This window comes from Mucilaginibacter sabulilitoris (assembly GCF_034262375.1).
GTDB classification, from domain to species: Bacteria; Bacteroidota; Bacteroidia; order Sphingobacteriales; family Sphingobacteriaceae; genus Mucilaginibacter; species Mucilaginibacter sabulilitoris.
In genome coordinates, this window is record NZ_CP139558.1 from 6,368,595 (window position 1) to 6,392,522 (window position 23,928).

Annotated in this window: 19 protein-coding genes; 10 read left to right on the plus strand and 9 right to left on the minus strand. The window is 41.0% G+C overall.

All coding sequences use genetic code 11. The features are described from left to right. Nucleotides 1-48 precede the first annotated feature (48 nt). Nucleotides 49-1,923 (plus strand): M1 family metallopeptidase, encoded by a 1,875-nt coding sequence (locus SNE25_RS26885; RefSeq protein ID WP_321562112.1) that lies wholly within the window; start codon nt 49-51, stop codon nt 1,921-1,923. Between the two features lie 156 nt (nt 1,924-2,079). Further along, the gene (locus SNE25_RS26890; RefSeq protein WP_321562113.1) at nt 2,080-3,573 is read left to right on the plus strand and encodes an IS1182 family transposase; all 1,494 of its coding nucleotides are present in this window, start codon (nt 2,080-2,082) and stop codon (nt 3,571-3,573) included. A gap of 62 nt (nt 3,574-3,635) precedes the next feature. Here SNE25_RS26890 and SNE25_RS26895 read toward each other — a convergent pair whose 3' ends face one another. Next, nucleotides 3,636-4,034: a YtxH domain-containing protein gene (locus SNE25_RS26895; RefSeq protein WP_321562114.1), complete on the minus strand. Its 399-nt coding sequence runs from the start codon at nt 4,032-4,034 to the stop codon at nt 3,636-3,638. Nucleotides 4,035-4,176: 142 nt separating this feature from the next. Beyond that, nucleotides 4,177-4,371: a cold-shock protein gene (locus SNE25_RS26900; protein ID WP_166089472.1), complete on the minus strand. Its 195-nt coding sequence runs from the start codon at nt 4,369-4,371 to the stop codon at nt 4,177-4,179. A 226-nt stretch (nt 4,372-4,597) separates the two neighbouring features. On the opposite strand from SNE25_RS26900, the gene SNE25_RS26905 reads away from it, so the two are divergent. Next, on the plus strand, nt 4,598-5,251 hold the full coding sequence (locus tag SNE25_RS26905; RefSeq protein ID WP_321562115.1) for an HAD family hydrolase: 654 nt from the start codon (nt 4,598-4,600) through the stop codon (nt 5,249-5,251). A 114-nt stretch (nt 5,252-5,365) separates the two neighbouring features. On the opposite strand, the gene lysA is transcribed toward SNE25_RS26905, so the two are convergent. The 3 genes from lysA to SNE25_RS26920 all read right to left on the minus strand — a co-directional run bounded on the left by lysA (nt 5,366) and on the right by SNE25_RS26920 (nt 9,615). Continuing rightward, a complete protein-coding gene (gene lysA, locus SNE25_RS26910; protein WP_321562116.1) occupies nt 5,366-6,514 on the minus strand; it encodes a diaminopimelate decarboxylase in 1,149 nt (382 codons plus the stop codon). 187 nt (nt 6,515-6,701) lie between these two features. Continuing rightward, entirely contained in the window at nt 6,702-8,012 is a 1,311-nt protein-coding gene (locus SNE25_RS26915; protein ID WP_321562117.1) for an aspartate kinase, read from the minus strand. Between the two features lie 148 nt (nt 8,013-8,160). Then, a complete protein-coding gene (locus tag SNE25_RS26920; protein ID WP_321562118.1) occupies nt 8,161-9,615 on the minus strand; it encodes a hypothetical protein in 1,455 nt (484 codons plus the stop codon). A gap of 116 nt (nt 9,616-9,731) precedes the next feature. On the opposite strand from SNE25_RS26920, the gene SNE25_RS26925 reads away from it, so the two are divergent. Next, on the plus strand, nt 9,732-11,717 hold the full coding sequence (locus tag SNE25_RS26925; RefSeq protein ID WP_321562119.1) for a phosphatidylinositol-specific phospholipase C domain-containing protein: 1,986 nt from the start codon (nt 9,732-9,734) through the stop codon (nt 11,715-11,717). A gap of 58 nt (nt 11,718-11,775) precedes the next feature. Next, nucleotides 11,776-14,298 carry a mechanosensitive ion channel domain-containing protein gene (locus SNE25_RS26930; RefSeq protein ID WP_321562120.1) on the plus strand — a complete coding sequence of 841 codons (2,523 nt, stop codon included), beginning with the start codon at nt 11,776-11,778 and terminating at the stop codon, nt 14,296-14,298. Between the two features lie 54 nt (nt 14,299-14,352). On the opposite strand, the gene SNE25_RS26935 is transcribed toward SNE25_RS26930, so the two are convergent. Next, nucleotides 14,353-16,071 carry a tetratricopeptide repeat protein gene (locus SNE25_RS26935; protein ID WP_321562121.1) on the minus strand — a complete coding sequence of 573 codons (1,719 nt, stop codon included), beginning with the start codon at nt 16,069-16,071 and terminating at the stop codon, nt 14,353-14,355. 296 nt (nt 16,072-16,367) lie between these two features. Here SNE25_RS26935 and SNE25_RS26940 point away from each other — a divergent pair, with 296 nt between their 5' ends. Both SNE25_RS26940 and SNE25_RS26945 read left to right on the plus strand, forming a co-directional pair. After that, the gene (locus SNE25_RS26940) at nt 16,368-16,844 is read left to right on the plus strand and encodes a DUF417 family protein (RefSeq protein ID WP_321562122.1); all 477 of its coding nucleotides are present in this window, start codon (nt 16,368-16,370) and stop codon (nt 16,842-16,844) included. 213 nt (nt 16,845-17,057) lie between these two features. Beyond that, nucleotides 17,058-17,369 carry a hypothetical protein gene (locus SNE25_RS26945; RefSeq protein ID WP_321562123.1) on the plus strand — a complete coding sequence of 104 codons (312 nt, stop codon included), beginning with the start codon at nt 17,058-17,060 and terminating at the stop codon, nt 17,367-17,369. A 187-nt stretch (nt 17,370-17,556) separates the two neighbouring features. Here the strand turns inward: SNE25_RS26945 and SNE25_RS31960 are convergent, their stop codons facing one another. Both SNE25_RS31960 and SNE25_RS26950 read right to left on the minus strand, forming a co-directional pair. Then, nucleotides 17,557-17,715: a hypothetical protein gene (locus SNE25_RS31960; RefSeq protein WP_407666956.1), complete on the minus strand. Its 159-nt coding sequence runs from the start codon at nt 17,713-17,715 to the stop codon at nt 17,557-17,559. 13 nt (nt 17,716-17,728) lie between these two features. Then, complete coding sequence (locus tag SNE25_RS26950) at nt 17,729-20,854, minus strand: AsmA family protein (protein WP_321562124.1); 3,126 nt, start codon at nt 20,852-20,854, stop codon at nt 17,729-17,731. A 269-nt stretch (nt 20,855-21,123) separates the two neighbouring features. Between SNE25_RS26950 and SNE25_RS26955 the strand changes: the two genes are divergently transcribed. Then, entirely contained in the window at nt 21,124-21,840 is a 717-nt protein-coding gene (locus SNE25_RS26955; RefSeq protein WP_321562125.1) for a DUF4397 domain-containing protein, read from the plus strand. A gap of 88 nt (nt 21,841-21,928) precedes the next feature. Here SNE25_RS26955 and SNE25_RS26960 read toward each other — a convergent pair whose 3' ends face one another. Continuing rightward, the gene (locus SNE25_RS26960) at nt 21,929-22,561 is read right to left on the minus strand and encodes a hypothetical protein (RefSeq protein WP_321562126.1); all 633 of its coding nucleotides are present in this window, start codon (nt 22,559-22,561) and stop codon (nt 21,929-21,931) included. 127 nt (nt 22,562-22,688) lie between these two features. On the opposite strand from SNE25_RS26960, the gene SNE25_RS26965 reads away from it, so the two are divergent. Together SNE25_RS26965 and SNE25_RS26970 are read left to right on the plus strand one after the other, a co-directional pair. Then, a complete protein-coding gene (locus SNE25_RS26965) occupies nt 22,689-23,261 on the plus strand; it encodes a Crp/Fnr family transcriptional regulator (protein ID WP_321562127.1) in 573 nt (190 codons plus the stop codon). A 125-nt stretch (nt 23,262-23,386) separates the two neighbouring features. Continuing rightward, on the plus strand, nt 23,387-23,917 hold the full coding sequence (locus SNE25_RS26970; protein ID WP_321562128.1) for a YceI family protein: 531 nt from the start codon (nt 23,387-23,389) through the stop codon (nt 23,915-23,917). Nucleotides 23,918-23,928: the final 11 nt, after the last annotated feature.

Here is a 23,928-nt window from a genome sequence, read left to right on the forward strand (position 1 = left end):
AATTGTCAATGCATTTATATTAATTTGCAATTTGCATTAACTAAAAACATGATCAGAAAATTTATTTTAAGTGCTTTCGCCTGCGCAATGCTGGCACAAGTACAAGCTCAGGATTTGTATATGCCCCGTGATATACAACAGGCCTATAACAAAGGCACCCGCTCTGCCGATGGTAAACCGGGCAAAAATTACTGGCAAAACTACGGCCGGTATAACATCACCATAACCGCCCTGCCTCCTAACCGTAATATCAAGGGTACAGAACAGATCACTTACATTAATAATAGCCCCGATACTATAAAAGGGCTTAACATGAAACTGATACTCAACATTCATAAACCGGGCGCTGCAAGATGGGCCAACGCCCAGCCCGACTATTTAACGCCGGGCATACAAATTGATACCTTTTTAATTAATGGCCAGCCAAAAAAAGTAAACAGCGCCATGGCCACAACCAACCAAATGGTAAGCTTGCCAAAACCGCTAATGCCACATGATTCAGTTAAGCTTGATATTGCCTGGCATTACCAGATCTCGCTGGAAAGCGGCCGCGAAGGTATGATCGATTCAACTACTTATTACCTGGCCTATTTTTATCCCCGGGTTTCTGTTTATGACGATTATAATGGCTGGGACAGGCTTCCGTTTATAGATGCCCAGGAGTTTTATAACGATTTTAATGATTATACCTTGCAGGTAAAAGCACCTAAAAATTATATTGTTTGGGCAACGGGTACCTTACAAAACCCCAATCAGGTGTTACAACCGGAATATGCCAAACGATTACAGGCTTCTATGACCAGCGACTCAACCATTCACGTGGCTACCGCTGCCGATTTGGCTAAAAAAGGTATAACCGCGCAAAATGATGTAAACACCTGGATCTGGAAAGCAAACGATATCAGCGATATGGCAGTTGGTATCAGCGATCATTACGTTTGGGATGCGGCCAGCACCATTGTTGATGACGCTACTCACCGCAGGGCCAGCATGCAGGCTGCTTTTTTAGACAACGCCGAAGATTTTCATCATGCCGTACAAAACGGCCGTAACTCGTTAAGCTGGCTTTCACACAACTGGCCAGGCGTGCCTTATCCATTCCCTAAAATGACCTCGTTTCAGGGTTTTGCCGATATGGAGTACCCTATGATGGTAAATGACAGCCATAATGATGATGTGTATTTTTCGCAATTTGTGCAGGACCATGAAATAGCGCATACCTACTTCCCTTTTTATATGGGCATTAATGAAAGCCGTTACGCCTTTATGGACGAAGGCTGGGCAACAACCTTTGAACGCCTGATTGGCACTGCCGAAGTCGGCGCGCAAAAGGCCGATTCTCTTTATAAAGATTTCAGGATTGACAGATGGATCAATGATATATCAACAACTGAAGACCTGCCGGTTATTACACCATCAAGCGAATTAAAAGGCGGCTATGGAAACAATTCTTATGGCAAACCCTCACTAAGTTATTTTGCTTTAAAAGATATGCTGGGCGATGCTTTGTTTAAAAAAGCCCTTCATGGCTATATGGACCGCTGGCATGGAAAACATCCTATCCCTTGGGATTATTTTAATTCTATGAGTAATATAACCGGTCGCAATCTTAACTGGTTCTTTAACAATTGGTTCTTTACCAATTATTATATCGATCTGGATATAAAGAATGTTAGTAAGGTTAATGGCGGCTATACTGTCGTTATAAAAAACATCGGAGGCTTCGCCATTCCTTTTGATGTAAAAGTAACCTATGCCGATGGCACAAGCGAAACCATACACCAAACGCCGGCTGTTTGGGAAAAAAATCAGAAACAAATAACCGTGAGTCTTAAAACCGACAAAACCATAAAGTCTGTGGTGTTAGACGGCGGCATATTTATGGATGCCCATGTTAACAACAACAAATTTGTTGTTAAATAATAAACAAATGTATAAAAACAACAAAAGCCCGGCAGTTGTGCTTGTTGCACAACTGGCTTTTAGAATGATAAAAAACGATAATTGACTATAGTTGATTATCGTTTTTTATATATTCAATAACTTGATATACAGATGATTAGTTTGTATATTTAAGCCATGCAAGGCAAAAAAGATTACCAAGAGAAGCTATTCATCCGGTTTCAGCTTTCCGACCACATCCCCGCCGATAATTTATATAGGTTATTAAAAGATACCCTTGATCTGAGATTTCTATATCAGGATACCGCCAAATATTATGGCACGGAGGGTCAAAAAAGCATAGACCCTGTTGTGTTTATGAAACTGATGCTGGTTGGCTATCTGGAGAACATTAATAGTGACAGGCGCATCATCAGTTCATCCCGCATGCGGATGGATGTACTTTACTTCTTAGGATATGATCTGGACGAAGAGTTGCCCTGGCATTCCACATTAAGCAGGACACGTAAACTTTACGGGCAGCAGGAGTTTGTAGCCATATTTAAACAAGTGCTTAAATTGTGTATCGATAAAGGGTTAGTATCAGGTAAAAGGCAGGCTGTTGATAGCGTATTGGTCAAGGCCAATGCATCTATAGAGAGCGTAATTGAGAAACAAATACTGGATGATGTACAAGTTTACAGCGAAGAATTAGAATCTAATAATGAACAGGAACCCGACCAAGACAACCTGCCGCCTAAGCCACCCGTCAAAAGACGCGCTCCAACAAACAGTACCCATTATAGCCCATCCGATCCAGATGCCCGTTTTGCAGTAAAACCCAGGAAGCCTTACGATCTGTATTACCGCAGCCAGGTCAGCGTGGACACAGCCAGCCACTGCATTACCTATATTCAAGCATTTCACGCCGACAAGGGTGATAGCCGTTGCTTTCCGGAAGTGTTGGGCCATGTTATAGCAAATATGGAAGAACATCATATTCAGGTAGAAGAAGTACTTGCTGATACGGGTTATAGTAGTACGGAAGCCTTACAATCTTTGCAAGACAATCACATTACCGGATATATCCCCAACATCAGTGGATACCGGACAAGCCGCGAGGGCTTTACTTATGATCATAAAAACGACAGGTACACTTGTTCACAAGGCATAAATCTTACTTTTCGTCGGATGCGTTATGCAGGCAATAAGGTTCATAAGATCTATCAGACAAGCAAAAAGGATTGTAAGGATTGTCCTTTTAAAACTACCTGTGCAAACCCCGTTGGTATTAAATCCTTAGAAGATGCTGCAAGTAAACATCTTTATGACCAGATGCTCGAACGGTTAAGCAATGGGATAGATAAACACATGAGAAACTTACGTAGTGGCACAGTAGAACCTGTTTTAGGGACACTCGTTAACTTCACTGCAATGAAAAAAGTGTATACCAAAAGCATTGCCTCAGCAGATAAATGTATGATTATGGCAGCGACTGCGTATAATCTGAAAAAACTGCTTAAGAAAATGCTTAAAACAAATAAACCAAACCCATCACCTAAAGGCATTGGTCGGATTTTATACCTCGCAGGGGATGTCTTTATGGCAATCATCTGCTTTTTCAAAACAAACTTATTTGAAAAGCAAAAAGAGCAAATAACCTTTCAGTCATTTGCTCTTTTAAATAATTAGTAGCCTTTAGTTGTGCAACAAGCACAGTTGCCGGGCTTTTGTTGTTTTTATAGTACTAAATATTATGCGTTTTGTACAGAATTGTTCCAATCATTGGCTGCACCTTTTGCTTTTGATTTTGCTTCATTTACAGCATCTTCACCCAGGTCTTTCGCTTTAGAAGCAGCATCACCTACTTTTGATTTTGCTGCATCAACAGCATCTTCGCCACGTTCGTATAAGTCGCTAACTGTACCGCTAAATCTGGCTTTTGCCTTGTCTATTGCACTGCTGCTATAGTCTTTTATGTTGCTGGCTGTTGATTGCGCTTTGTTTTTGGCAGTATCAACCAGATCGTTAATATAGTCGGCAATATCTTCTCTTAGCTCGCCACCTTTTTCAGGAGCCAATAATAAGCCTAAGGCGGCGCCTGCCGCCGCACCAACTAAAAGTGCTGCTATAATTTTTGCTTGATCTTTCATTTTGAGTTTTTTATGTAGATGATTTAACCTGCATTAATACAAACAACAACGATGCCAATTTTGCCCTAACCACAATTTATAAGGCATAAAAAAAGGCATTCACTAAAGTGAATGCCTGGTACGTTTAATGATTATATTATAATTAAATAACCTTTACATTTACCGCATTTAAACCTTTTCTTCCGTTTTCTACTTCAAACTCTACTTTATCATTTTCACGGATTTCATCGATCAGGCCTGTTGAATGAACAAAGATGTCCTGGCCACCACCGGTTGGTGTAATAAATCCAAAACCTTTTGTTTCATTGAAAAATTTTACTGTTCCTTCTTTTTGCATTATTTTATTTATTAAAGTGCGCAAGGTACAATATTATTTTACAAACCCAACCCTATACAATCATTTTGCAACCACAAACAACATTAACAATCTCATTTTCAACACACAAACAAAAGCACAAAAATTCAACTCCGGGGATAAAATTCACCCTCCGGTAAAGCGCATCCGGCTTTGTCGGTTTTAGTTTTTTAAAAAAATGTATGTTTGCCCCCAAAATTAACTATACATGAAAGCTTTTATTTTCGACCTTAACGGAACCATGATTAATGATATGACCTACCATACCAAAGCATGGCAAACCCTTTTAAATGACCAATTAGGCGGCAATTTTACCTGGGACGAAGTAAAACAGCAGATGTATGGCAAAAACCCAGAGGTACTGGTACGAATGTTTGGCCCTAACCGTTTCACCATGGAAGAGATGGAAAACCTATCTTACGCCAAAGAAGAAAAATACCAGCAGGAATTTTTACCGCACCTGGCGCTATTACCCGGTTTACTTGATTTTTTAGAAACAGCTCATCAAAAAGGTATCCCGATGGCCATCGGTTCGGCGGCTATTCCCTTCAATATTGATTTTGTGCTCGATAATCTGAACATCAGGCACTATTTTAAAGCAATTGTGAGTGCCGATAATGTAGTACTAAGCAAACCTCATCCAGAAACTTTTTTAAAAGCCGCAGAGCAGCTCAATGTTACGCCTACAGATTGTTTAGTATTTGAAGATGTGCCCAAAGGCGCCGAAGCAGCAGCCAATGCGGGTATGAATGCAGTAGTGATTACCACTACTCACGAACCACATGAGTTTGAGAAACTACCTAATGTAATCCACTTTGCCGCCGATTTTACGGATGGGTACTTTAAGGGTTTGCTATACTAAAAATTGTATTACCTAATTGTCATCCCGAGGAACGAAGGACCTATTCTCCAATATGCAAACTCAAGAATAGATTCTTCACTCCGTTCAGAATGACAGGACATTTTTTATAATTCGTTATTCAGAATATACACTCCCCACCCTGTCGCGCAGGTTATAACCAGAGACCATTACCTCTCCATAAGCGCCAGCTGTACGTACTGCGATCAGGTCGCCGCGGAATGATTGGGGCAGGTCTACATCCTTCTGAAAACAGTCAGTGCTTTCACATATAGGCCCCACAACGTCATATTTTGTATCGGCTTCCGAAGTTTGACTTAGGTTCTCAATCTGGTGATAAGCCTGGTAAAGCATAGGGCGAATTAGCTCGGTCATACCGGCATCCAGTATCAAAAAATTCTTTTTCTGACCGTTCTTAACATACAACACCCGCGATACCAAAGAAGCACTCTGCGCCACCAATGCGCGACCAAGCTCAAAATGTACCTCTTGCCCTGGCTTAACGTTCAGGAAACTTTTAAACACCTGAAAATAGCCTTCAAAATCGGCAATATTACCGTCCGGATTATGATAATCAACACCTAAACCGCCGCCGGTATTTAAAACCTTAACCGGGAAGCCATGATCTTCAAACCAGTCTTGCATTTCGTTTATACGGGTACACAGGCTTTTATACACTTCCAGATCGGTAATTTGAGAGCCTATATGAAAATGGATGCCTAAAAACTGCAGATTATTGCACTGACGCAATGCAGTGGCCACATCTGGCAGTTGCCATATGTTTATCCCAAATTTATTTTCATCAAGACCGGTGGTAATAAAATGATGAGTATGCGCATCAACATTAGGGTTAATCCGGATAGCAACGTTGGCTTTTTTACCTTTAGCTGCGGCCAGTCCATCAATAATGTTAAGCTCCTGAACAGATTCAACATTGAAGCAAAAAATATCAGCATCAAGTGCAAAATTTATTTCACGGTCTGATTTACCCACTCCGGCAAACACAACTTTACCTTTATCAAAACCATGTTCAATAGCGGCTTTTACTTCGTTACCGCTCACGCAATCGGCCCCAAAACCAAAAGATTGTATCATATCCAACACCTTGGGGTTAAAGTTCGCCTTCATGGCATAATGTACATGAAAACCATGCTTTGCCGATGCATCACGACAGGCATCAAGCGTTGCCCGCAGTACTTCCATATCGTAATAATAGAACGGGGTATCTAACTCCTGGAATTTATTTATATTAGTTTTACTAAACATAGTAATAATGGGTAATCTGTTTGTTGTTGTATGGGTATCTGCCTCTTTAATCCTCGGTCTTTTATCAAGCTATAAATTATATCACGACAGAAAGCTCACCATAAAACTCTTGCTTTTAAATATTTGTATCTCTTTTGCCTGTGCCGCTATTGGCGCTTGTTTTTTATTGCGTTAGAGGACCTTGTTATTAAAATAACCTGTTATGCAGGCTCCTCAAGGTTTCTATTTTATCCTCATTTTTCACCAGTAACGACAGGTTATGGTCACTGCCACCGTATGATATCATCCTTAATGGTATGTGTTTTACAGCTTCCAATACACGCGAGGCATAACCGTGTTTTTCGGCGCCAAAGTCACCTACTACGCAAATAATGGTATGGTTAACGTCCAGGTCAACCGAGCCAAAGGCGGTAAGTTCACTGGTGATCTCGCCCAGATAAGTGGTATCATCAATAGTTAATGATACCGCAACTTCTGAAGTGGTGATCATATCTATTGATGTTTTGTACCGTTCAAAAACCTCAAATACCTTGCGTAAAAAACCGTGTGCCAGCAACATTCGGCTTGATTGTATCTTGATGGCTGTAATACCATCTTTAGCCGCTATTGATTTAATTTTATCTTTTTCGCTTGTATTGGTGATCAGTGTACCCTGGGCCTGCGGATCCATTGTGTTAAGCAGGCGTACCGGGATCTTATATTTTTGTGCCGGGAACACGCTTTGCGGGTGCAGGATCTTTGCACCAAAGTAAGCCAGCTCGGCAGCCTCATCAAATGACAATTGGGCAATTGGCTGTGTCCCTTTTACAATGCGCGGATCGTTATTGTGCATACCATCAATGTCGGTCCATATCTGCACCTCTTCGCTGTGGATACCGGCACCTATTAACGATGCGGTATAATCGCTGCCACCACGGCGCAGGTTATCAATTTCGCCAAAAGCATTACGGCAAATAAAGCCCTGGGTAATAAATAAATTAACATCAGGGTGTTTATCCAGTAAGGGAGTAATTTTTTCGGTGATATGATCAACAATAGGCTCATTATCCTCGTCAATCTTCATAAAATCAAGCGCCGGAAGCAGCACAGATGGCACACCTATCTCTTTCAGGTACACATGATATAAAGTAGTCGATAACAATTCGCCCTGTGCCAGAATAATCTTATCTTCAATAGAAGTGAATAGATCGTTAGCCAAATTGCTGAGTACCGAAAAATGATAGTCGATAACTTCCTTGCCTTGTTTTAAAAATTCATCGGTTTTAAACAGCTCTTTTATAAACAGCTCGTACTTATCCTTCAGTATACTTATAAAACTGATAGCCTTCTTCTTATCACCGTTAAGATAGGCTTGTCCAATTTCAACCAGGCTATTGGTGGTGCCTGATACTGCCGAAAGTACAACGATTTGTCTTTCGGTGGGATTAATAATGTCGAGCAGGTTTTTCATACGGGCGGGACTACCCACTGATGTTCCGCCAAATTTTAAAACTTTCATTTTTAGTTACTGTTTACCGTAAAAAAACTGATATGCATGTATCAGTATTTGAGGCGCTAAAAATAAGATTTTAAAACACTTGTAACCGCAAACGGGCGAAAATTAAATTTGGCATCGCATACACCCTATATGCATAACCAAAAGCTGCCTATAGATTATGAATATAAGACAGCATTATGCCAGCCGAAAAATTGCGTGCTTTTGTATCAATTGTTTCGCCGGTTAAAACATTACTCTCATGCGGGTCGGTAAAACTAACATATTGATGATAATTGTTGGTTGTGCCATAAGCTAACAGCAGGCCCGCACGAAAATTAAACCGGCGCTTTTTAATATTAGCGCCAAGCTGGCAATGATAAATGTTATAATAGGCCGTATTACCCAGGTACCCCTCATCGTCTTTATATAAACCATTGTTGGCGTAATTAAAATCGGTATGTACAGCTACAAAGCCGGTTACATCAGGTTTAAGCAGGTAACTGGCGCCGATACCAAAATTAAATACCCGCCCCCTAACATCCTTAAGTTTGAGCGATACTGACGGTGATGCAAAAATATCCTGATCAACATCGCCCTTTAAAAAATTCTCATTCCGGGGGGTAATCAGGTTATATTCGTTTACCTTATTAAAGTATTCCGCGGCAAAATACAACTGACCTTTTTTATAATCATAAGCATAGCCAAAGCCTATGCTGAAGGGCATTTTATAAACAGCTTTCAGTTTTTGCTGCCTGGCATTGGCCAGGAAATTAATCGTATCGCCAACATCGCCGCCTAAGCCAATTTTCAGGTTATTAACTTCATTATCGCTCAATATATTGGCAGTACCCATCACATGCAATAGTGGCGATGATATGGTAAGCCCGAAATGACTTTTACCCTCGTCATACGCCAAACCACCTTTAAACCTTACGCCAATATGAAAATACGAGGCCAGGTATGATTCCTGCACATCGGCTATTGGCGGCAAATCTGTAGTGGTTGGGGTATTAAACAAGGCCCTTGCGCTAAAATCAGAGTTGAGCGTTTGCTTGCGCAGCTGCCCTTCCACCGTTATACCAACGGCAAGATGATCAGATGCCTTAAATCCTCCGCTAATGATGCCCGATGTTTCGTTAATACTATTGAGCTTTTTGTACTGCCCCAGAAAATACTCGTCGCCGGGGCTGTAAGAATCATCAAGCACGTTAAAACGCGAATCGCGCTGTTGCGTGGTCTGGTAGCTCATTACCGGGTCATGAGTAAGCGCGTATCCAACCGTAAACGGGTGTTTACCTTTTAAAGCTATTGTTGCCGATACCATTTGTGGAATAATGCTGGCCGATGTTGATTTAAGATCAAATCCGTTGCCAACTCCATTTTTTACCTTGATACTTCCATACTGGTAAATTGAACCGCTGATAGATGCCGAACTTTTAGTGTTGTACGCCAGCAGTGCCGGGTTCAGAAACATCACCCCGCTATCGCGGTTAAATGCTATTACCGCTCCCGGTGTTAAAAAGCCTCCCGGATTATAACTTGACGACCAATAGTTGGCGTCCTGTGCGCTCACCTCTTGTAGGAATAATATAGTGCAAAAAAAAATGATAAGAGTTTTTAACATAGGCTGGTTTTTTCACATAAAAATATCATAAATTCACCTTAAAGAAAAAATATTTACAGTTAATTTTTTATAAATCAAGTGTTTACAATCACAAATACTCATCTAAACCCGCTTTTATGAAATTATTAACAGCTACTTTAATACTTTTCGGCATATTAACTTTTGATCAGTCAACACAAGCGCAAAACCTAAGCTTTAGCCAGCCTGTTAATTTTTTACCCGATGCCCGTACTGACAAGGCTATAGATATTACCAATTTTAAAGGTGGTTACTTTGTTACCTGGAAAGATGCCGGCGCTACAGGCGGCATTCATGTTTGCTACCTGGGCAGGCAGCATGGCACCAAATTTACCCAAAACGAAGCTTCAGCGGGCTATGAAAAAAGTGCCTTTGCACCGGTGTTAAGGGTGGTTGATAACCGCATATACGCCTTATGGCTGGGTACCGACGGCACATTGAAATACATTATTAACAACAGCGATACTACTTTTAACACCCAAACTATAAATACGGTAAGCTTTGAAAACTCACCTAAATTAAAATTGGGGGTTACGGCAACTGTTATTAATGGCCGCATGATGATCGCATCGCATGCTGATAACAAAAATGAAATGGTAGTGGCTATAATTGACGCCGACGATAACGGACTGCTTAAGCCAGCCATTTTGCAAACCATACCCAACAAAAAAAGTGATGATTACCCGTTTATCGCTACCCTCTATGATAATAATACCACACGTGTATGTTATAAAGATTATAACGACCAGGGCATCTATTATACCGATTATAACCCGGAGACTAAAACATGGACAGATCAGGTGCCGGTTTCCGGAGCAAAAACAAAGGTATCGCCTGCCATTTACCATGTGTTTAGTACAACCCGCCGCTTTTACATGTGGAAGGGAAATAAAAAGGATAACAGTATTTACTACGCTACCGACAACGGACAAAGTAAACCTGTAGACCAACATACCTTACCCGGTTACTTTAAAACCACTGTACCGGTATCTATTTGTAATGTGGATGCCCAAAAGTTTATCATGGCTTTTATAGGCGAAGATCAAAAGTTTTATATCAGCTATTTTACCAATTATAACCCCGCCCGCTGGATAGAGGACACACTTTTTCCGGCCAAAGGGAACCTCACCCTCAAGGATATCGTGATTCCAGGTTCACATGATGCGGGCATGTCGGCATTAAACGGTACCGGCGGTACGCAAGCCGGCTCTATTAACCCTTGCAACACACTCACTCAAACTCAAAATATTGGCAAACAGCTTAATGCCGGTATCCGCATGTTTGATTTACGGGTAGGCTCCTTTAAAAACAGCATTTACACCAAGCATAGTTCGTCAGACTGTATGGCCGATGCCGTTGGTGGCGGTTATGGCGAGCGTTTTAAAGATATACTTGACTCAGTTAAAACGTTTCTTAACCGCAATAAAAAGGAGTTCATTATATTAACATTCAGCCATTTTTGCCCAACAGAGGCCTCCGCCCATAAAGTAGCTGACTCCATAACAAGAGCGCTTGGCCGGGAACAAATCTATAATAATCAGACAAGAGACATTAGCCAAATTAAACTGAATGATCTGGCTGGCAAAGTGATTGTAACCTTTGAGGGTTATGCCAGTGCCGATAAGCTTATTGATTCCAACTCTATGGCAAATAAGGCCAAAACATTTCTCAATTTTCGCAGGGCTTACGCGGCCACCAACCAAATCAACAGACTGCTCGCCGCCGAAGAAACGTTTTTTAATGTGATGAAAGACGGTGTAAATAAAAACGACCTGATACGGCTTGACTGGCAGCTTACCCAAAGCAGCGATGAAGCTGCCCTGATATGTAATGATTTTCAAAACGATAAGGTAAGCCCCGTAATTAATGGCATTATGCTGCTCACCAACGCTATCAAAAAAAACCAGAGCATCACTGACCTGGCTGCATCCGGCAACAAATACCTGCCTGCAAAAGTGAACGAGTGGATTAGCAACGGCACCATCAACAAAAACAACAAACCCAATATTTTATATGTTGACGCGGCCGGCGCCTGGATAACCGACTACTGCATTGAACTGAACGGAACGCCGCTTTATAACTGATATAAAGCCTGTTCTTGAGATATTTTATCTAAATTACCTTATCCTAATAAAAAGCCTTATGACTGAATGCAAGTCGATCCGCGTTTATAGCCATACAAAAAAATGCCCGCTGTTTTTTTGCATTTTATTTATCAGCATTTCGGCGCTGGCGCAGCAAAAAAATGCAGACACAGTGCAAAACCAACCTGACCGCAGTGTTAACCCTCTTGTTGACCGCCTGAAAAAGATAGGGCCCGAAGAAACCAGGAAAAGCATTATTATTTTCAATAGTGAGAAAAAAGCCATTAAGCAGGATGCCTTAATTGAGGCCATAAAAAAAGAAACATTAAAAGCTAATGCTTATATAAATACCGGCATTGATACCGTGGGCCTAAATGATGAGTTTGGAAAAATTAAAAAATGGGAGGTAATAGTTGGCGATGGCGTTTTTACAAACAAAGGTACAGCGCAAACCTTCAGAAACCTGACCACCACATCAAAAATTTTATTGGAGTTGTTAAACAGAACCAACGCCCGCAAAACCTTAATAGATAATTATGAAAAAGGCCTGGTTAATTTTAGGTATAGGATAGATTCGCTTTCTTCTGATCCGTTACTGTTCGATTTCCCGGTCGACTCTTTACTGGCGGTTCAGTACAGCGAAAAGCTTGTTGAGGTCGCCCGCGAAATACGCCCTGCGGACAAGGCCTTGGAGTATGCGGTAAACAATATACGCAAACTGCAAAAAGAGGTAAACTCAACAGCCAATAAATTAAGCGCCAGCCTTGACGAAATTGCGAACTATCAAAAGGAATTATCATCCAGAACATTTGAAAGGGAATTTCCAAATCTGGGCGATATGGCTGGTTTTTTTAGGCCGTTTAGCGAGATAGTACATTTTTCAAATATTAAAGCCAGGCTTAACCTCCTGTTTTACGCGCAGAACAATTCGGGTAAAGTTTTCCTGCTCCTCATGCTCATTACCGCATCAGCTATGTTCCTGAGATCGTTAAAGCAAATAGCCATTCATGAAAATGATGCGTTTAATGAGTTGCCTGGTCAATTGGTATTGCGCTACCCTGTATTATCGGCTGTAATTATTGTGCTAAGCCTTGGTCAGTTTATTTTCATTGAGCCTCCGTTTATCTTCAATTGTTTATTCTGGATCATATCAAGCATTTGTCTCACCTTTATTTTCAGAGGATTTATTACAAAGCACTGGATGATTGTATGGCTTACATTTTTTGGCCTGTTTATAGTGAGTTGTATAGATAACCTTATTTTGCAGGCTTCACGTACAGAAAGATGGGGTATGCTCATACTTGCTTTAATTGGCGTGGCTGCGGGCTTATTTATGCTGATAAAAGGGAAAAAGCAGGAGCTTAAAGAAAAGCTTATCCTTTATTTTATCGGCCTGGCCTTTTTGCTGGAACTGGCATCGGTTTTTGCCAATATTTACGGCCGGTACAACCTTTCAAAATCGTTGCTTGTTGGTGGCTATTTAAATGTTATCATCGGTATTTTATTCCTTTGGACAGTGCGGCTCATCAATCAGGGACTGTGTATTGCTTCGAGGGTGTATACCAAGCAGGACAAAAAATTGTTCTACATTAATTTTGACCTCGTAGGCGAAAAGGCTCCCGCACTGCTATATTTCCTATTGATCATAGGTTGGTTTATTTTGTTTGGCCGTAATTTTTATGTATTCACGTTAATATCTGCACCATTAAATGATTTCTTTTTCAGGGAACGAAATATTGGCGATTACGCCTTTACAATTAATAATTTATTGTCATTCTTTGTGATCATTGCCGTAGCCACAATCACCTCCAGAATTGTATCCTATTTCGCGTCAGACAGAGGTACCGATCAACCCGCGGCCGGTAAGGTACGACGGGCGGGTGTAGGTAGCTGGCTGTTGCTAATTCGTGTGGGCATCATGAGCATTGGCTTGTTCCTGGCGCTGGCAGCGTCGGGTTTCCCGATGGAGCGTATTACCATTGTTATGGGCGCTTTAGGTTTGGGTATTGGTCTTGGCCTACAGGCATTGGTAAACAACCTGGTGAGCGGACTTATCATAGCGTTTGAAAAGCCGGTAAACGTGGGCGATATTGTGGAAATAAGCGGTCAGGGCGGTACCATGAAATCAATAGGTTTCAGGAGCAGTATCATATCTAAATGGGACGGTCCGGATATGGTTATACCCAATGGTGATTTACTGAATGCCCACCTTGTAAACTGGACGCTGGCGGGTAGTAAACGACAAATGGAGATAGCATTAAGCGTTGTTCACGGAACCGACCTTCAAAAACCTCAGCAAATTATACTTGACCTGCTTGCAGCTAACGAGCGTATTCATCAACACCCAAAACCTGCGGTACTGTTTCAAAATTTCAATAACGGGGCTATAGATATTAAGGTTAGCTTTTGGGTGCGTGATTACAAAGACGGTGCTTCAGTAAAAAGTGAAATTATTATGGCCATTGACGCCGAATTTAAAAAAGAAGGGATTGTTATACCACTACCGCAGCAGGATCTCCATATTCATGCCGAAAAGGATCTTACAGCTCTCGCCAAAGCAAAAAAAACAGATAAATCATGATCAATTTTCTTCCCTCATTTTATGGAGATTCACTTAACCTTACAGTCCCCACTTTTAATTCATAAAAACTGATCCTACTGGCACTACATCGGCATGTGAAAACGAGCGAAGAAATCCCGACTTATAATAATTAAGTTTTTCTTTACGGTTTTGTGCTTTAAGACTCTGATATAAACCCAGCAATGACCATCCGTTGCCTGGATTATGCACCAGGTCTTCCTTGTATACTTGCTCTGCTAAAGTAATATCACCATTTTTTAAAAGGTAAGCACCCAAAAATTGCCGGGCAGGAATGGGCCATTCGGCAGGCTCGGCATAAATCATATGATCCTCAACTTTTATCGCCTTTTTTAAGCACGCGATACCGTCATCATATTTATTCCGATCTAATAAAATTGCACCATCCAATATATTTTCTGCTATGGTGGCGCCCTCCAAAGAGGTATTAAAGGGAATTCGCCTGATCTTTAAAACCGGGTCGTTAATTTTATTACGCAATAATTCGAGCTGCCTGTTGGCAGAATCCCGTTTCCCGGTGTAAAGGAAGGCTAATCCTTTTGCAAAACTATTCAGTACCTGCGCATAAGTCCAACCGGGATCCGGCGCGTTATTATCCTTCAATATTTCATGCCATTTACCGAGGCGTACCATTGTAAGTACGGGCATCATGTACAAGTATTGGCTATAATTATCTTCCGAAGCAGGCGAAACGCTATTCCTGCAGCGTAAAGCGGCATCCATACCCTTTTCATACATTCCCCCACTTAAGGCGCAATAAGTTTCTACAGCAAACAGGTGAGGTATTGATTTGGCAAGAGGAACATTTTTCGCAATTGAATAATATATGAGGACGCTTTTATCAGCCTTGGTATTGGCATCAACACCTTGAAAATATAATCCGTTTCTTTGATAAACATGGCTCGCCATATGAACCATGTGCCCTACGCCGGGGAAATTCCTTTTTAAAGCTTCGGCATTTGCCAAAGCCACTTCCGGGTTACGGGATGCCTCTGTTAAGTGAATATAATAATGCAAAGCGCCAGGATGATCAGGATTTGCTTTCAAAACACCTTTGCACAGGTCAACCAGTTCCGGGGTCCATTCTTTAGGCAATTCTTCAGTAGTCCAAAAATCCCAGGCATGCATCAGCATCATGGCATCTATGTAAAGTATTTTAATATCCGGGTCGTTGGGGTATGTTGATATCAGCTGCTTCATTCCGTTCGCGTACCCCATATTATCATTTGTTGTTTGTTCATTTGTCGAAGGATAACGGAGGTTCATTACCCTGATGAGCCCTTTTTCTTTTTCAGTTGCATGATTTGCAGTCGCGTTCAATTGTTTTAAAACGGCGGGCAAACCTTTTGGTACAACGTACAGGTTAGCAGCATTATAGTAAGGGCCCATGCTTAATGCCTGCCCCCAGTAGGTCATAGGTGAAGAAGGGTCAAATCTTGCCGCTTCTTTAAACGAGGCAAACGCCTCTTTCAAATGATAACTATAATACATGGTTAAGCCCTGGTCAAAATAAAATTGGGCGCTATCATTACGTGTTGAAATATGGTAACTATAATGGCCCCAGCCAGGTAACTTTACTATGAATTTTCCGTTTGCTGTGGTAATCCCGTCATCAACAGCCGAAAACGAGCCGCAAATAACCGATCTCGTTCTTCTAATCTCATTTTTGCCCGGTAATTTTTTGATTTGAAATGCAAACAAATATGTTCCGAGCAAAACAACAGAAAGCGCCAAAAACAACGATACCTTTTTCATTTTCAGTTTTTTAACAGAAGTTATTGATAAACAGGCTACCGGTAATACTATAATTGGAGAAAAGGAAAAGAATAAGCTAATATAACATGCTGCGGCTAAAAAGCCAAAGCATATTTAAGATGATTTAGTGATTTGAAAGTTGATATGGCAATGTTAAAGGAGTGGCAGACTATCGCTTCAATTTGAAACCCCTAAACAAGACCTTTGAAAAAAAGAACAACATTTTGTAAGCTATTTTATGATGATACGACTAATGATGCAAAACGCAATAATTAATCATCAAAATAAACTGCAAAATGAAACTTTTAAAACTGGCCAAATGGCTCGATGAAAAAAATGTGGCCTTCATCGTATCAAGCATCGGTATCGCCATTATCCTGCTATGGATCGGAACAACCAAATTTACACCTACCGAAAGTAATGGCATTGCCGGTCTGGTAAAAAACAGTCCGCTCATGAGCTGGATGTATCATATTTTCAGTATCAACACAACATCGGCCATTATTGGCGTACTGGAGATTTTGGCCGCGCTGGCTATTCTGGCAGGTAATTTCTCGCCAAGGGTAGGTATTTGGGGGAGCATGCTGTGTGTGGTCATATTCTTTGTAACAAGCACATTCTTCCTCACCACGCCAGATACTGTTACCATGTTTGACGGTGTTTATGCTCCATCCGGAACTGGCTCATTTCTGATAAAGGATATAAGCATTTTGGGGGCGTCGTTATTCCTGTTGAGCCATTTCGCAAAAAAAACGCTCGAGAGCGGCAATTAAACTGATCTTTCTTGCAATTCGTGCGGATGAATTATCTGCACGAATTACAAGATGTATTGGCAGATTGGCTTACACACTTAACGGCCTTGGTGATGGCTGGGGCGATATTTATTGGATGAAATTTGATAAGGGATGGTAGGCATCAGCCTCTTGATTTTTAGGCAAACTTATCTTAGCTTTAAGTATTGTTTATTGAAGATCAAGGATAAACACATGAAACCAATCATCACCCGTATATGGCATGGTACAACAAGAGCTGAACATGCCGATATTTACTTAGACTATCTCGAGAAAAGCGGTATCCCCGATTACAAAAACATCGACGGTAATTTATCGGCAGAGGTTTGGCGGCAGATAACGGGTGACATTTGCCACTTCTGGACCGTTACCAAATGGGACTCCTATAACAGCATTAAAAAGTTTGCCGGGAAAAACTATGAAAAAGCCCGTTACTACCCTGATGACAAAGACTATTTACTTGACTTTGAGGAACAGGTAGAGCATTACGAAACTTTTGAATATTAGGGTTATTCTGAACCGGAATTAAACGGATTTTAGAGATTGTCTTGATTTATAACTATTATAACTCAATAATTTGTTGTTGAAGATCAGCAGGAATACTTAACCAGTTTGTATTTGATGTTACAGTTAACTTACGTCCATATTCATCTTTAATAATACCGATTATATGCTTATACCAGTGCAAATATGACTATTCTCTTGGTTTAGGCGAAAACAGATACCCTTCTTTATCATTCCAATGTACTTCGGTCGCACTACGCCAAATAAGAACAAAACATTCTGTTTCGGGCTTTATAAATAACTGTCCTGCCTTATTAATTCCTATAGTCGAAATATTATCCGTTATCATTCTTTAGCCACCCCTACTGTTCATCATCTGTCGTCTCCTTCAATTCATCCTCCTTCTTGGCTTTGCCCATCTTTATTTTGGGGTTTTCCTGGGTGCCGGTAATGGTCATCGGGATACCGAATATGCCAAATGGTGGCAATCCCAGCCTGAATTGCAGGTTAAGTTTACCATCAAGGCCTACCTGGCCCTCAAACCTTGGCCTGAAGCCTGCCATGCGCATTTTGGTGCGCTCAATGGTCATGATGTTGTTGGCAATGGAGCTTTTAATGTCAACTTTGGTAACATCGCCTTTGGCCAGGCTATCATGCCCGGTTTGTTTGCCTACTGCGCTAAACAGTTTAAAGCCATATAGTTTTACCTTTTTTACAGATAACACTCCCCCGCCTTTTATGGATGGGTATATAGGTTTCATGTCGCCGTTGAGTTTGCCATTCAATTTATAATCTAATGATACCACACCCTGTACATGCGCGGCCGATGATGCCATATCATGAAACATCTTCACTTCTTTATAAGCCCTTTGTATATCAAATTCCTTGGCGTTGATATGATAATCAAAATACGCTTTTTGAGGGGTGGTGCTGCCGTAAGTAGCATCCATTACTACAGGAGCGCCAATTAGGGTAAAGCCAGTTTGCTTAAGCAGTATCTGCCCGTTGTTGATGGTCATTTGCCCTTTGGCATCGGTGATATGCAGACCCATGTATTTTACCTTTTTTATATCGGCGGTAAAATTAAGATCGAGGTTGGACGGAACCAATATAACACCGTTTGATTTGGAAGGCTTTGCCGAGGCTGGTGTGCCCGCAAAGGCCATAAAATCATCAGCAATAATTAAACCGCTGCTCAGATTAAATTCACCCTTTAACGGCGAATTTGGTTTAACCGCGTAATTAATCACGTTTGACAGCGCTCCATTCAATACAATAACCGATTTACCATAATCGGCAGTAAACTGATCGAATTTCATCTTGTCCTGATTAAAGCTGAACGCCCCCGTTTTAATCATGAACGGCTTAGGGAACAACTCCGACCGAAGGGCAATATCTTTTACCTTCATGGTACCCGAGTTGGCCAGCCGGTCATAACGGCCTGCTGTAGCATCGCTTTGTTTACCCTTCAACGAAAAATTAGTACTGATAAAACCCTTTACATCATAGCCCTGAAGCGCGAATACCTTGTAAATTTTGCCAATATCCAAACGGCCGCGAGAGGCTATGCGGTAATCCAGATCGTCAAAATTGCGTAGGTCGGCTTTTAACAGGAAGGGTTGTCCTTCAAACTTAAACGAAACGGGTTTAATATTAACTTTCAATCCCTTTAAATTTCCGGTATTATTACGGATATCTGCGCTGACCTGTATATCCTGCAGCGGGTGCGGATAATACTTGGTTTGGATGTACCCGTTTTTCAGTTCGAGTTGCGCGTTGGTAACCGGGAATATCCTGCGGGCCGGAATGTAGCGACCTTTGGTTTGCACATTGGCCGTCAAATCGCCGCGGATATCCATGGCAGTATCGGCCGGCATAAACTGTTTAATATCGGCCATGTGAAATTTGGCCTTAATACCCGCGTCTATTAAAGTCCCGGCGGTATTGCTCAGCTTAAAATACCCTTTTAAATAATTATTAAGGGCAACCATGTTCAGGTTGCTTACCTGCATGGAGGCATGGGCTATATCATGATCGGGGCAATTGGCGTTCATATCAAAGCTAATATTTTTAACGGCCTCGGGCAGACTTGCATATTTAAAATAGCCATTTCTAAACGACGAATGAAGCGTAAACTTGGGTATACTGGTAATTACTGTATCTGTTTTAGGCCTTAAGCCACCGGTCCTTTTAATGCCTTTGGCATATTTACCTTCGGCCACCATGTGCAGTGAGTAGCGACCTTTCAGGTCAACCGCTTTTACACCAAAGGCACGGTTCCATTGTTCCAGGTTGATCTCCGTATTGATCTTTGCGAAGATGTCCGGTTCCTTAATCCCGTGTACTTTTATTACTGAGCCAAAATAATCCTTACCAATATTAAAATAAATAGAATCGATATTGAGCTTCAGGCTATCGGGGTTAAGGCCGGGCAGGTGGGCATCCATATTGATAAACAGATTTTTTACCGGCGCCGGGGTATTTTTATTGGCTACAAAACCGTCGCGCACCTTCATACTGAAATTAAGGTCGGGCATGATATTTTTTGCGGCGATGTATTTACCGGTAAGCGCTACCTGTATATTACCTGCCCCGTTTATTTCGGTATCATCAACGTATTTGGCATACTCAGCAGGCAGGGCTGTAAAAATATCGCTCAGGTCGTTTTGGTCAGATGTGATACGGAAATCCATATCATACCCGTCTTTCAGGAACTCAAAGCGCCCCTTAAACTTAACCGGCAGCTGGTTAATAAGCAGATCATTTTTTTGAAAGGCAAAAGCAAGTGATTTGGTGTTAATGCTGGTAACCAGATCGGCGTTTACCTTTTTACGGTGCACGTAAGCTTTATTGCCATAATAAAAATCAACCGACGAAGATTCTACATGGCTGTACAGGTCAAAAATATCTTTGCTCAGGTCCCCGCTGCCCTTATAATTAAAACCCTGTCCTGTGACCAACATGGGCAGCGACCTGTCGTTATAAACCAGGCGGCTGTTTTCAATCAATATTTGTTCAATACCCAGCGAAGCGCTGCTGGTATCGGCGGCATTGGCGGGCTTTGCTCCTGCCGATCTGTATACATTGTAATTGGCCTTACCGCTGCTATCAACCTGTATGTTGATCACCGACTGGCTCAGGTAGATCTTATTGATCTTGATCTTGCTTTTAAAAACCGATGAGAGGTCAATAGCCAATGAAATTTCTTTAGCGGCAACCAGTGTGTCCTTTTGAAAGGGGGCGCTGCCATCAAGCTCAAAATCATTTAAAGTAAGGGTGAGCGACGGGAACCTTTTAAAGAAGGAAAGCCGGGTGCTTGTAAAATTAAGCTTGCCATTTATACTGCCCGCGGCCCATTGTTTTATTTTATTGGTTACCGTTTGGGGGAAAAGATACGGTAGCAAAAACATCAGCAACAATAAGCTTACAAATGTCATGGCACTTATTTTAAGCGTTTTAAATACAATTTTTTTTATCGGCATCGGCATACAAATAAACTGTGGGCAGGCGCCATGAAGATAAGGATAAAAGCTAATTATAACAGATGAAATTATTATTACGCTTTGTTAAAGGATTAGCTGACCCTATGCTAAAACGCTAACGTGTTCCATGATTTGGTATTTTCTAAAATAAGGAAGAAGTTTTAAATATGACTGAACATTTTCTTTAGCCGCCATAAAAATTTTTAGTGTACTGTAGCATTTACCCCGGCTGATTACGTAAGGTTGAATATAAGTTTATTACAATTATCAAGTTTATGAAATACGTTCAACAAAATTTAAAAAGGCGGGCAGGCATAGTGGGAATGATGTGTTTGCTGGCGGGGCTGCTTACATCCTGTTTAAAGAACCATGACAGTGATTATGTAGAACCACCCGCCGCATTGATATCGGTAATCAATGCTTCGCCGGATGCACAACCGGTTAATTTTTTTCTGGATCAAAATCAGGCCAACACCTTTCCGATAAGCTATGGTCACGGGCTTGATTATATCCGGGCCTTCCCGGGAAAACGTACCGCTTCTTTTTCAACGTCGGGCCTGTCGCAAAAGCTTAAATCAGATACCATTAGCCTGGTCGACAAAAAGTTTTACACCATTTATTTAACCAACGTGGTAAGCAAACCCGATATCGTGCTACTGGCCGATTCGATAGTTAAACCCGATGCCGGAAAAACCTCGCTACGTTTGGTGAATGTTAGCCCTGATGCCGGCGCGGTTGATCTTGCCATAAAAGGCGGCGATGTAATTGCAAGTAATACAGCTTATAAAAAAGCTTCGCTTTTTAAACAGTTTGACGGCAACACTTATACGCTGGAAATACGCAAAGCAGGCACTAATACCGTTTTGGTAACCTTAACCGATGTTAAATTGATTGGAAATACCATTAATACTGTATGGCTGCAGGGTCTGAGCGCAGCTACAGATGATAAAAAGCTTAGCGCAAATGTGCAAAACAACGTTTATTATTATTAACTGTTTGGTATTTCAAATTTGTAAAAAAGGCCTTCTGATTAGTTATCAGGAGGCCTTTTTGCAATCTAAATACCGTTTGTAACAGTAGCTAAGATTCAATGTTCAGACTCAAAAGAATAGTCCCGTCCGCTGACTTATAAACCAGGACGCTGGCTAAAACAAGGTCGCTTATATCATGCCCCCAAATCCTATATTTACCATTGGTTTGGTTTCTGTTGTATACAGTTTTTCGTTCATTAACTGGTATTGTTTTTATGGTTGCGGAAGCCTCCTCGTCCTGGTAAAGCTTGTGATAATGATCACTTATTGCCCTAACCAACTGTTCCCTGGTAAAACCGGTTGCAGAAGCCAGCGTAAAACGATATTCGTTAGTTAATGGATAATCAATTATTACGGTTATTTTTTTTGGTATAACAATTTGATCTTTGTCTATCAAATTGGAGATATCCGGTTGTTCCATCTCAACGTGCGGAACAAAACCGTCTTCATAATCGGCAAGATTGTTTGTTTTAACCCGGAAATCTATTTCACCAAGTAACGTTCCTAAATTATCTGTATTCTTATCTACGGCTTGCTGTTCAAGCCTTGTAAGTATTTTATCATAACTATCAGATATCGTATCCGTTACCGGCTGCCCTTTAGATGACATACTGCTTTGCTGAGCAGTACAGGTTAGTGAAAACGAGATGAGCAGACAAAAAACTGCTTTAAAAAATTTCATAGATTCAGGTTAAACAGATTTAAGATGATTGTTTTTCTGAAGTAAATATAGACTTAACCGATAAGATATATCACCTTGTTTTACTCCAAAATTTACTTACTTTGATATTAATTAATCATGCCGGCAAATGGAGCCTAAAGAAATATTAAGAGAGCACATCGCAAAAACGATATCCCTCACCGACGAACAGTTTGACTATTTCTTTTCACATTTTAAATATCAGTCTTTTAAAAAAGGGCAAACTATTATTTCTGAAGGCGACATGGTGGATTGTGAGTATTTTGTGCTTTCGGGATGTTTAAAATCATTCTTTATCAATGATGATATTAAAATGTTTATCCTTCAGTTTGCCATGCCAACCTGGTGGACATCGGATTTTAACGCCCTGTACAGCCATACAAAAGCTACCATCAACCTTGACTGTATTACCGATGCCGAAGTGCTTTGCATATCGAATAATGACCGTGAAAAAATCTGCAAAGAAATACACCTGGTCGAATACTTTTTTCGATGGAGAACCAACAAGGGCTATGTAGCTTCTCAAAAAAGGCTTCTATCGCTAATGAACAATGATGCCAAAGCCCGCTATGAAGAACTGATGCAACAGTACCCGGCTTTATATAACATTGTCCCTAAACACCTGATTGCTGCTTACTTAGGCGTTTCAAGAGAAACCCTGAGCCGGCTATATCACGTCTGAAATGTGATGTACATCACATAATAACTACCTCATTTACTATGTGATGTACATCACGTAATACCCTCTTGTTTCCTGCCGTACTTTGTGTTATAAATAATTGCAAAACAATTTAAAACATAAAGAAAATGGAAACTAAAAACTTTGAGATCGTAAGCGCCAAAAGCAATATTGACTGGGTTGGACGTAAAGTAACCGGCGCGCATAATGGTACCATCGCAGTTAAAGAGGGTACATTAACACTTGCAAATGGTAAACTTACCGGTGGTAAATTTACTGTTGATACAACCAGCATTGAAATTCTGGATGTTACCGATCCTGCTACCAATATGCAGTTTGCCGGCCACCTCGCTTCAGATGATTTCTTCTCATCAGAAAAATTCCCCGAAGCAACTTTTGAGATCACTTCCGTAACACCAAAAACGGACAATGATTATCACATCCAGGGAAACCTTACTATTAAAGCTATTACCCATCCTGTAAGCTTTGATGCAGCATTAACTGCTAATAACAATACCATCAGCGCATTGGGTAAAATAGTGGTTGACCGTACCAAATACAATATGAAATTCCGTTCAGGAAATTTCTTTAAAGACCTGGGCGATACCCTGATCTACAATGATTTTGATTTGAATGTAAATATCACTGCAGTTGCTTAATCAGCAACTGC

What these genes read in the sequence shown, in the direction of transcription:
- SNE25_RS26885 (WP_321562112.1), top strand. Translation starts at nt 49, where the DNA reads ATGATCAGAAAATTTATTTTAAGTGCTTTCGCCTGCGCAATGCTGGCA.
- SNE25_RS26890 (WP_321562113.1), top strand. Translation starts at nt 2,080, where the DNA reads ATGCAAGGCAAAAAAGATTACCAAGAGAAGCTATTCATCCGGTTTCAG.
- SNE25_RS26895 (WP_321562114.1), bottom strand. Translation starts at nt 4,034, where the DNA reads ATGAAAGATCAAGCAAAAATTATAGCAGCACTTTTAGTTGGTGCGGCG.
- SNE25_RS26900 (WP_166089472.1), bottom strand. Translation starts at nt 4,371, where the DNA reads ATGCAAAAAGAAGGAACAGTAAAATTTTTCAATGAAACAAAAGGTTTT.
- SNE25_RS26905 (WP_321562115.1), top strand. Translation starts at nt 4,598, where the DNA reads ATGAAAGCTTTTATTTTCGACCTTAACGGAACCATGATTAATGATATG.
- lysA (WP_321562116.1), bottom strand. Translation starts at nt 6,514, where the DNA reads ATGTTTAGTAAAACTAATATAAATAAATTCCAGGAGTTAGATACCCCG.
- SNE25_RS26915 (WP_321562117.1), bottom strand. Translation starts at nt 8,012, where the DNA reads ATGAAAGTTTTAAAATTTGGCGGAACATCAGTGGGTAGTCCCGCCCGT.
- SNE25_RS26920 (WP_321562118.1), bottom strand. Translation starts at nt 9,615, where the DNA reads ATGTTAAAAACTCTTATCATTTTTTTTTGCACTATATTATTCCTACAA.
- SNE25_RS26925 (WP_321562119.1), top strand. Translation starts at nt 9,732, where the DNA reads ATGAAATTATTAACAGCTACTTTAATACTTTTCGGCATATTAACTTTT.
- SNE25_RS26930 (WP_321562120.1), top strand. Translation starts at nt 11,776, where the DNA reads ATGACTGAATGCAAGTCGATCCGCGTTTATAGCCATACAAAAAAATGC.
- SNE25_RS26935 (WP_321562121.1), bottom strand. Translation starts at nt 16,071, where the DNA reads ATGAAAAAGGTATCGTTGTTTTTGGCGCTTTCTGTTGTTTTGCTCGGA.
- SNE25_RS26940 (WP_321562122.1), top strand. Translation starts at nt 16,368, where the DNA reads ATGAAACTTTTAAAACTGGCCAAATGGCTCGATGAAAAAAATGTGGCC.
- SNE25_RS26945 (WP_321562123.1), top strand. Translation starts at nt 17,058, where the DNA reads ATGAAACCAATCATCACCCGTATATGGCATGGTACAACAAGAGCTGAA.
- SNE25_RS31960 (WP_407666956.1), bottom strand. Translation starts at nt 17,715, where the DNA reads ATGATAACGGATAATATTTCGACTATAGGAATTAATAAGGCAGGACAG.
- SNE25_RS26950 (WP_321562124.1), bottom strand. Translation starts at nt 20,854, where the DNA reads ATGCCGATGCCGATAAAAAAAATTGTATTTAAAACGCTTAAAATAAGT.
- SNE25_RS26955 (WP_321562125.1), top strand. Translation starts at nt 21,124, where the DNA reads ATGAAATACGTTCAACAAAATTTAAAAAGGCGGGCAGGCATAGTGGGA.
- SNE25_RS26960 (WP_321562126.1), bottom strand. Translation starts at nt 22,561, where the DNA reads ATGAAATTTTTTAAAGCAGTTTTTTGTCTGCTCATCTCGTTTTCACTA.
- SNE25_RS26965 (WP_321562127.1), top strand. Translation starts at nt 22,689, where the DNA reads ATGGAGCCTAAAGAAATATTAAGAGAGCACATCGCAAAAACGATATCC.
- SNE25_RS26970 (WP_321562128.1), top strand. Translation starts at nt 23,387, where the DNA reads ATGGAAACTAAAAACTTTGAGATCGTAAGCGCCAAAAGCAATATTGAC.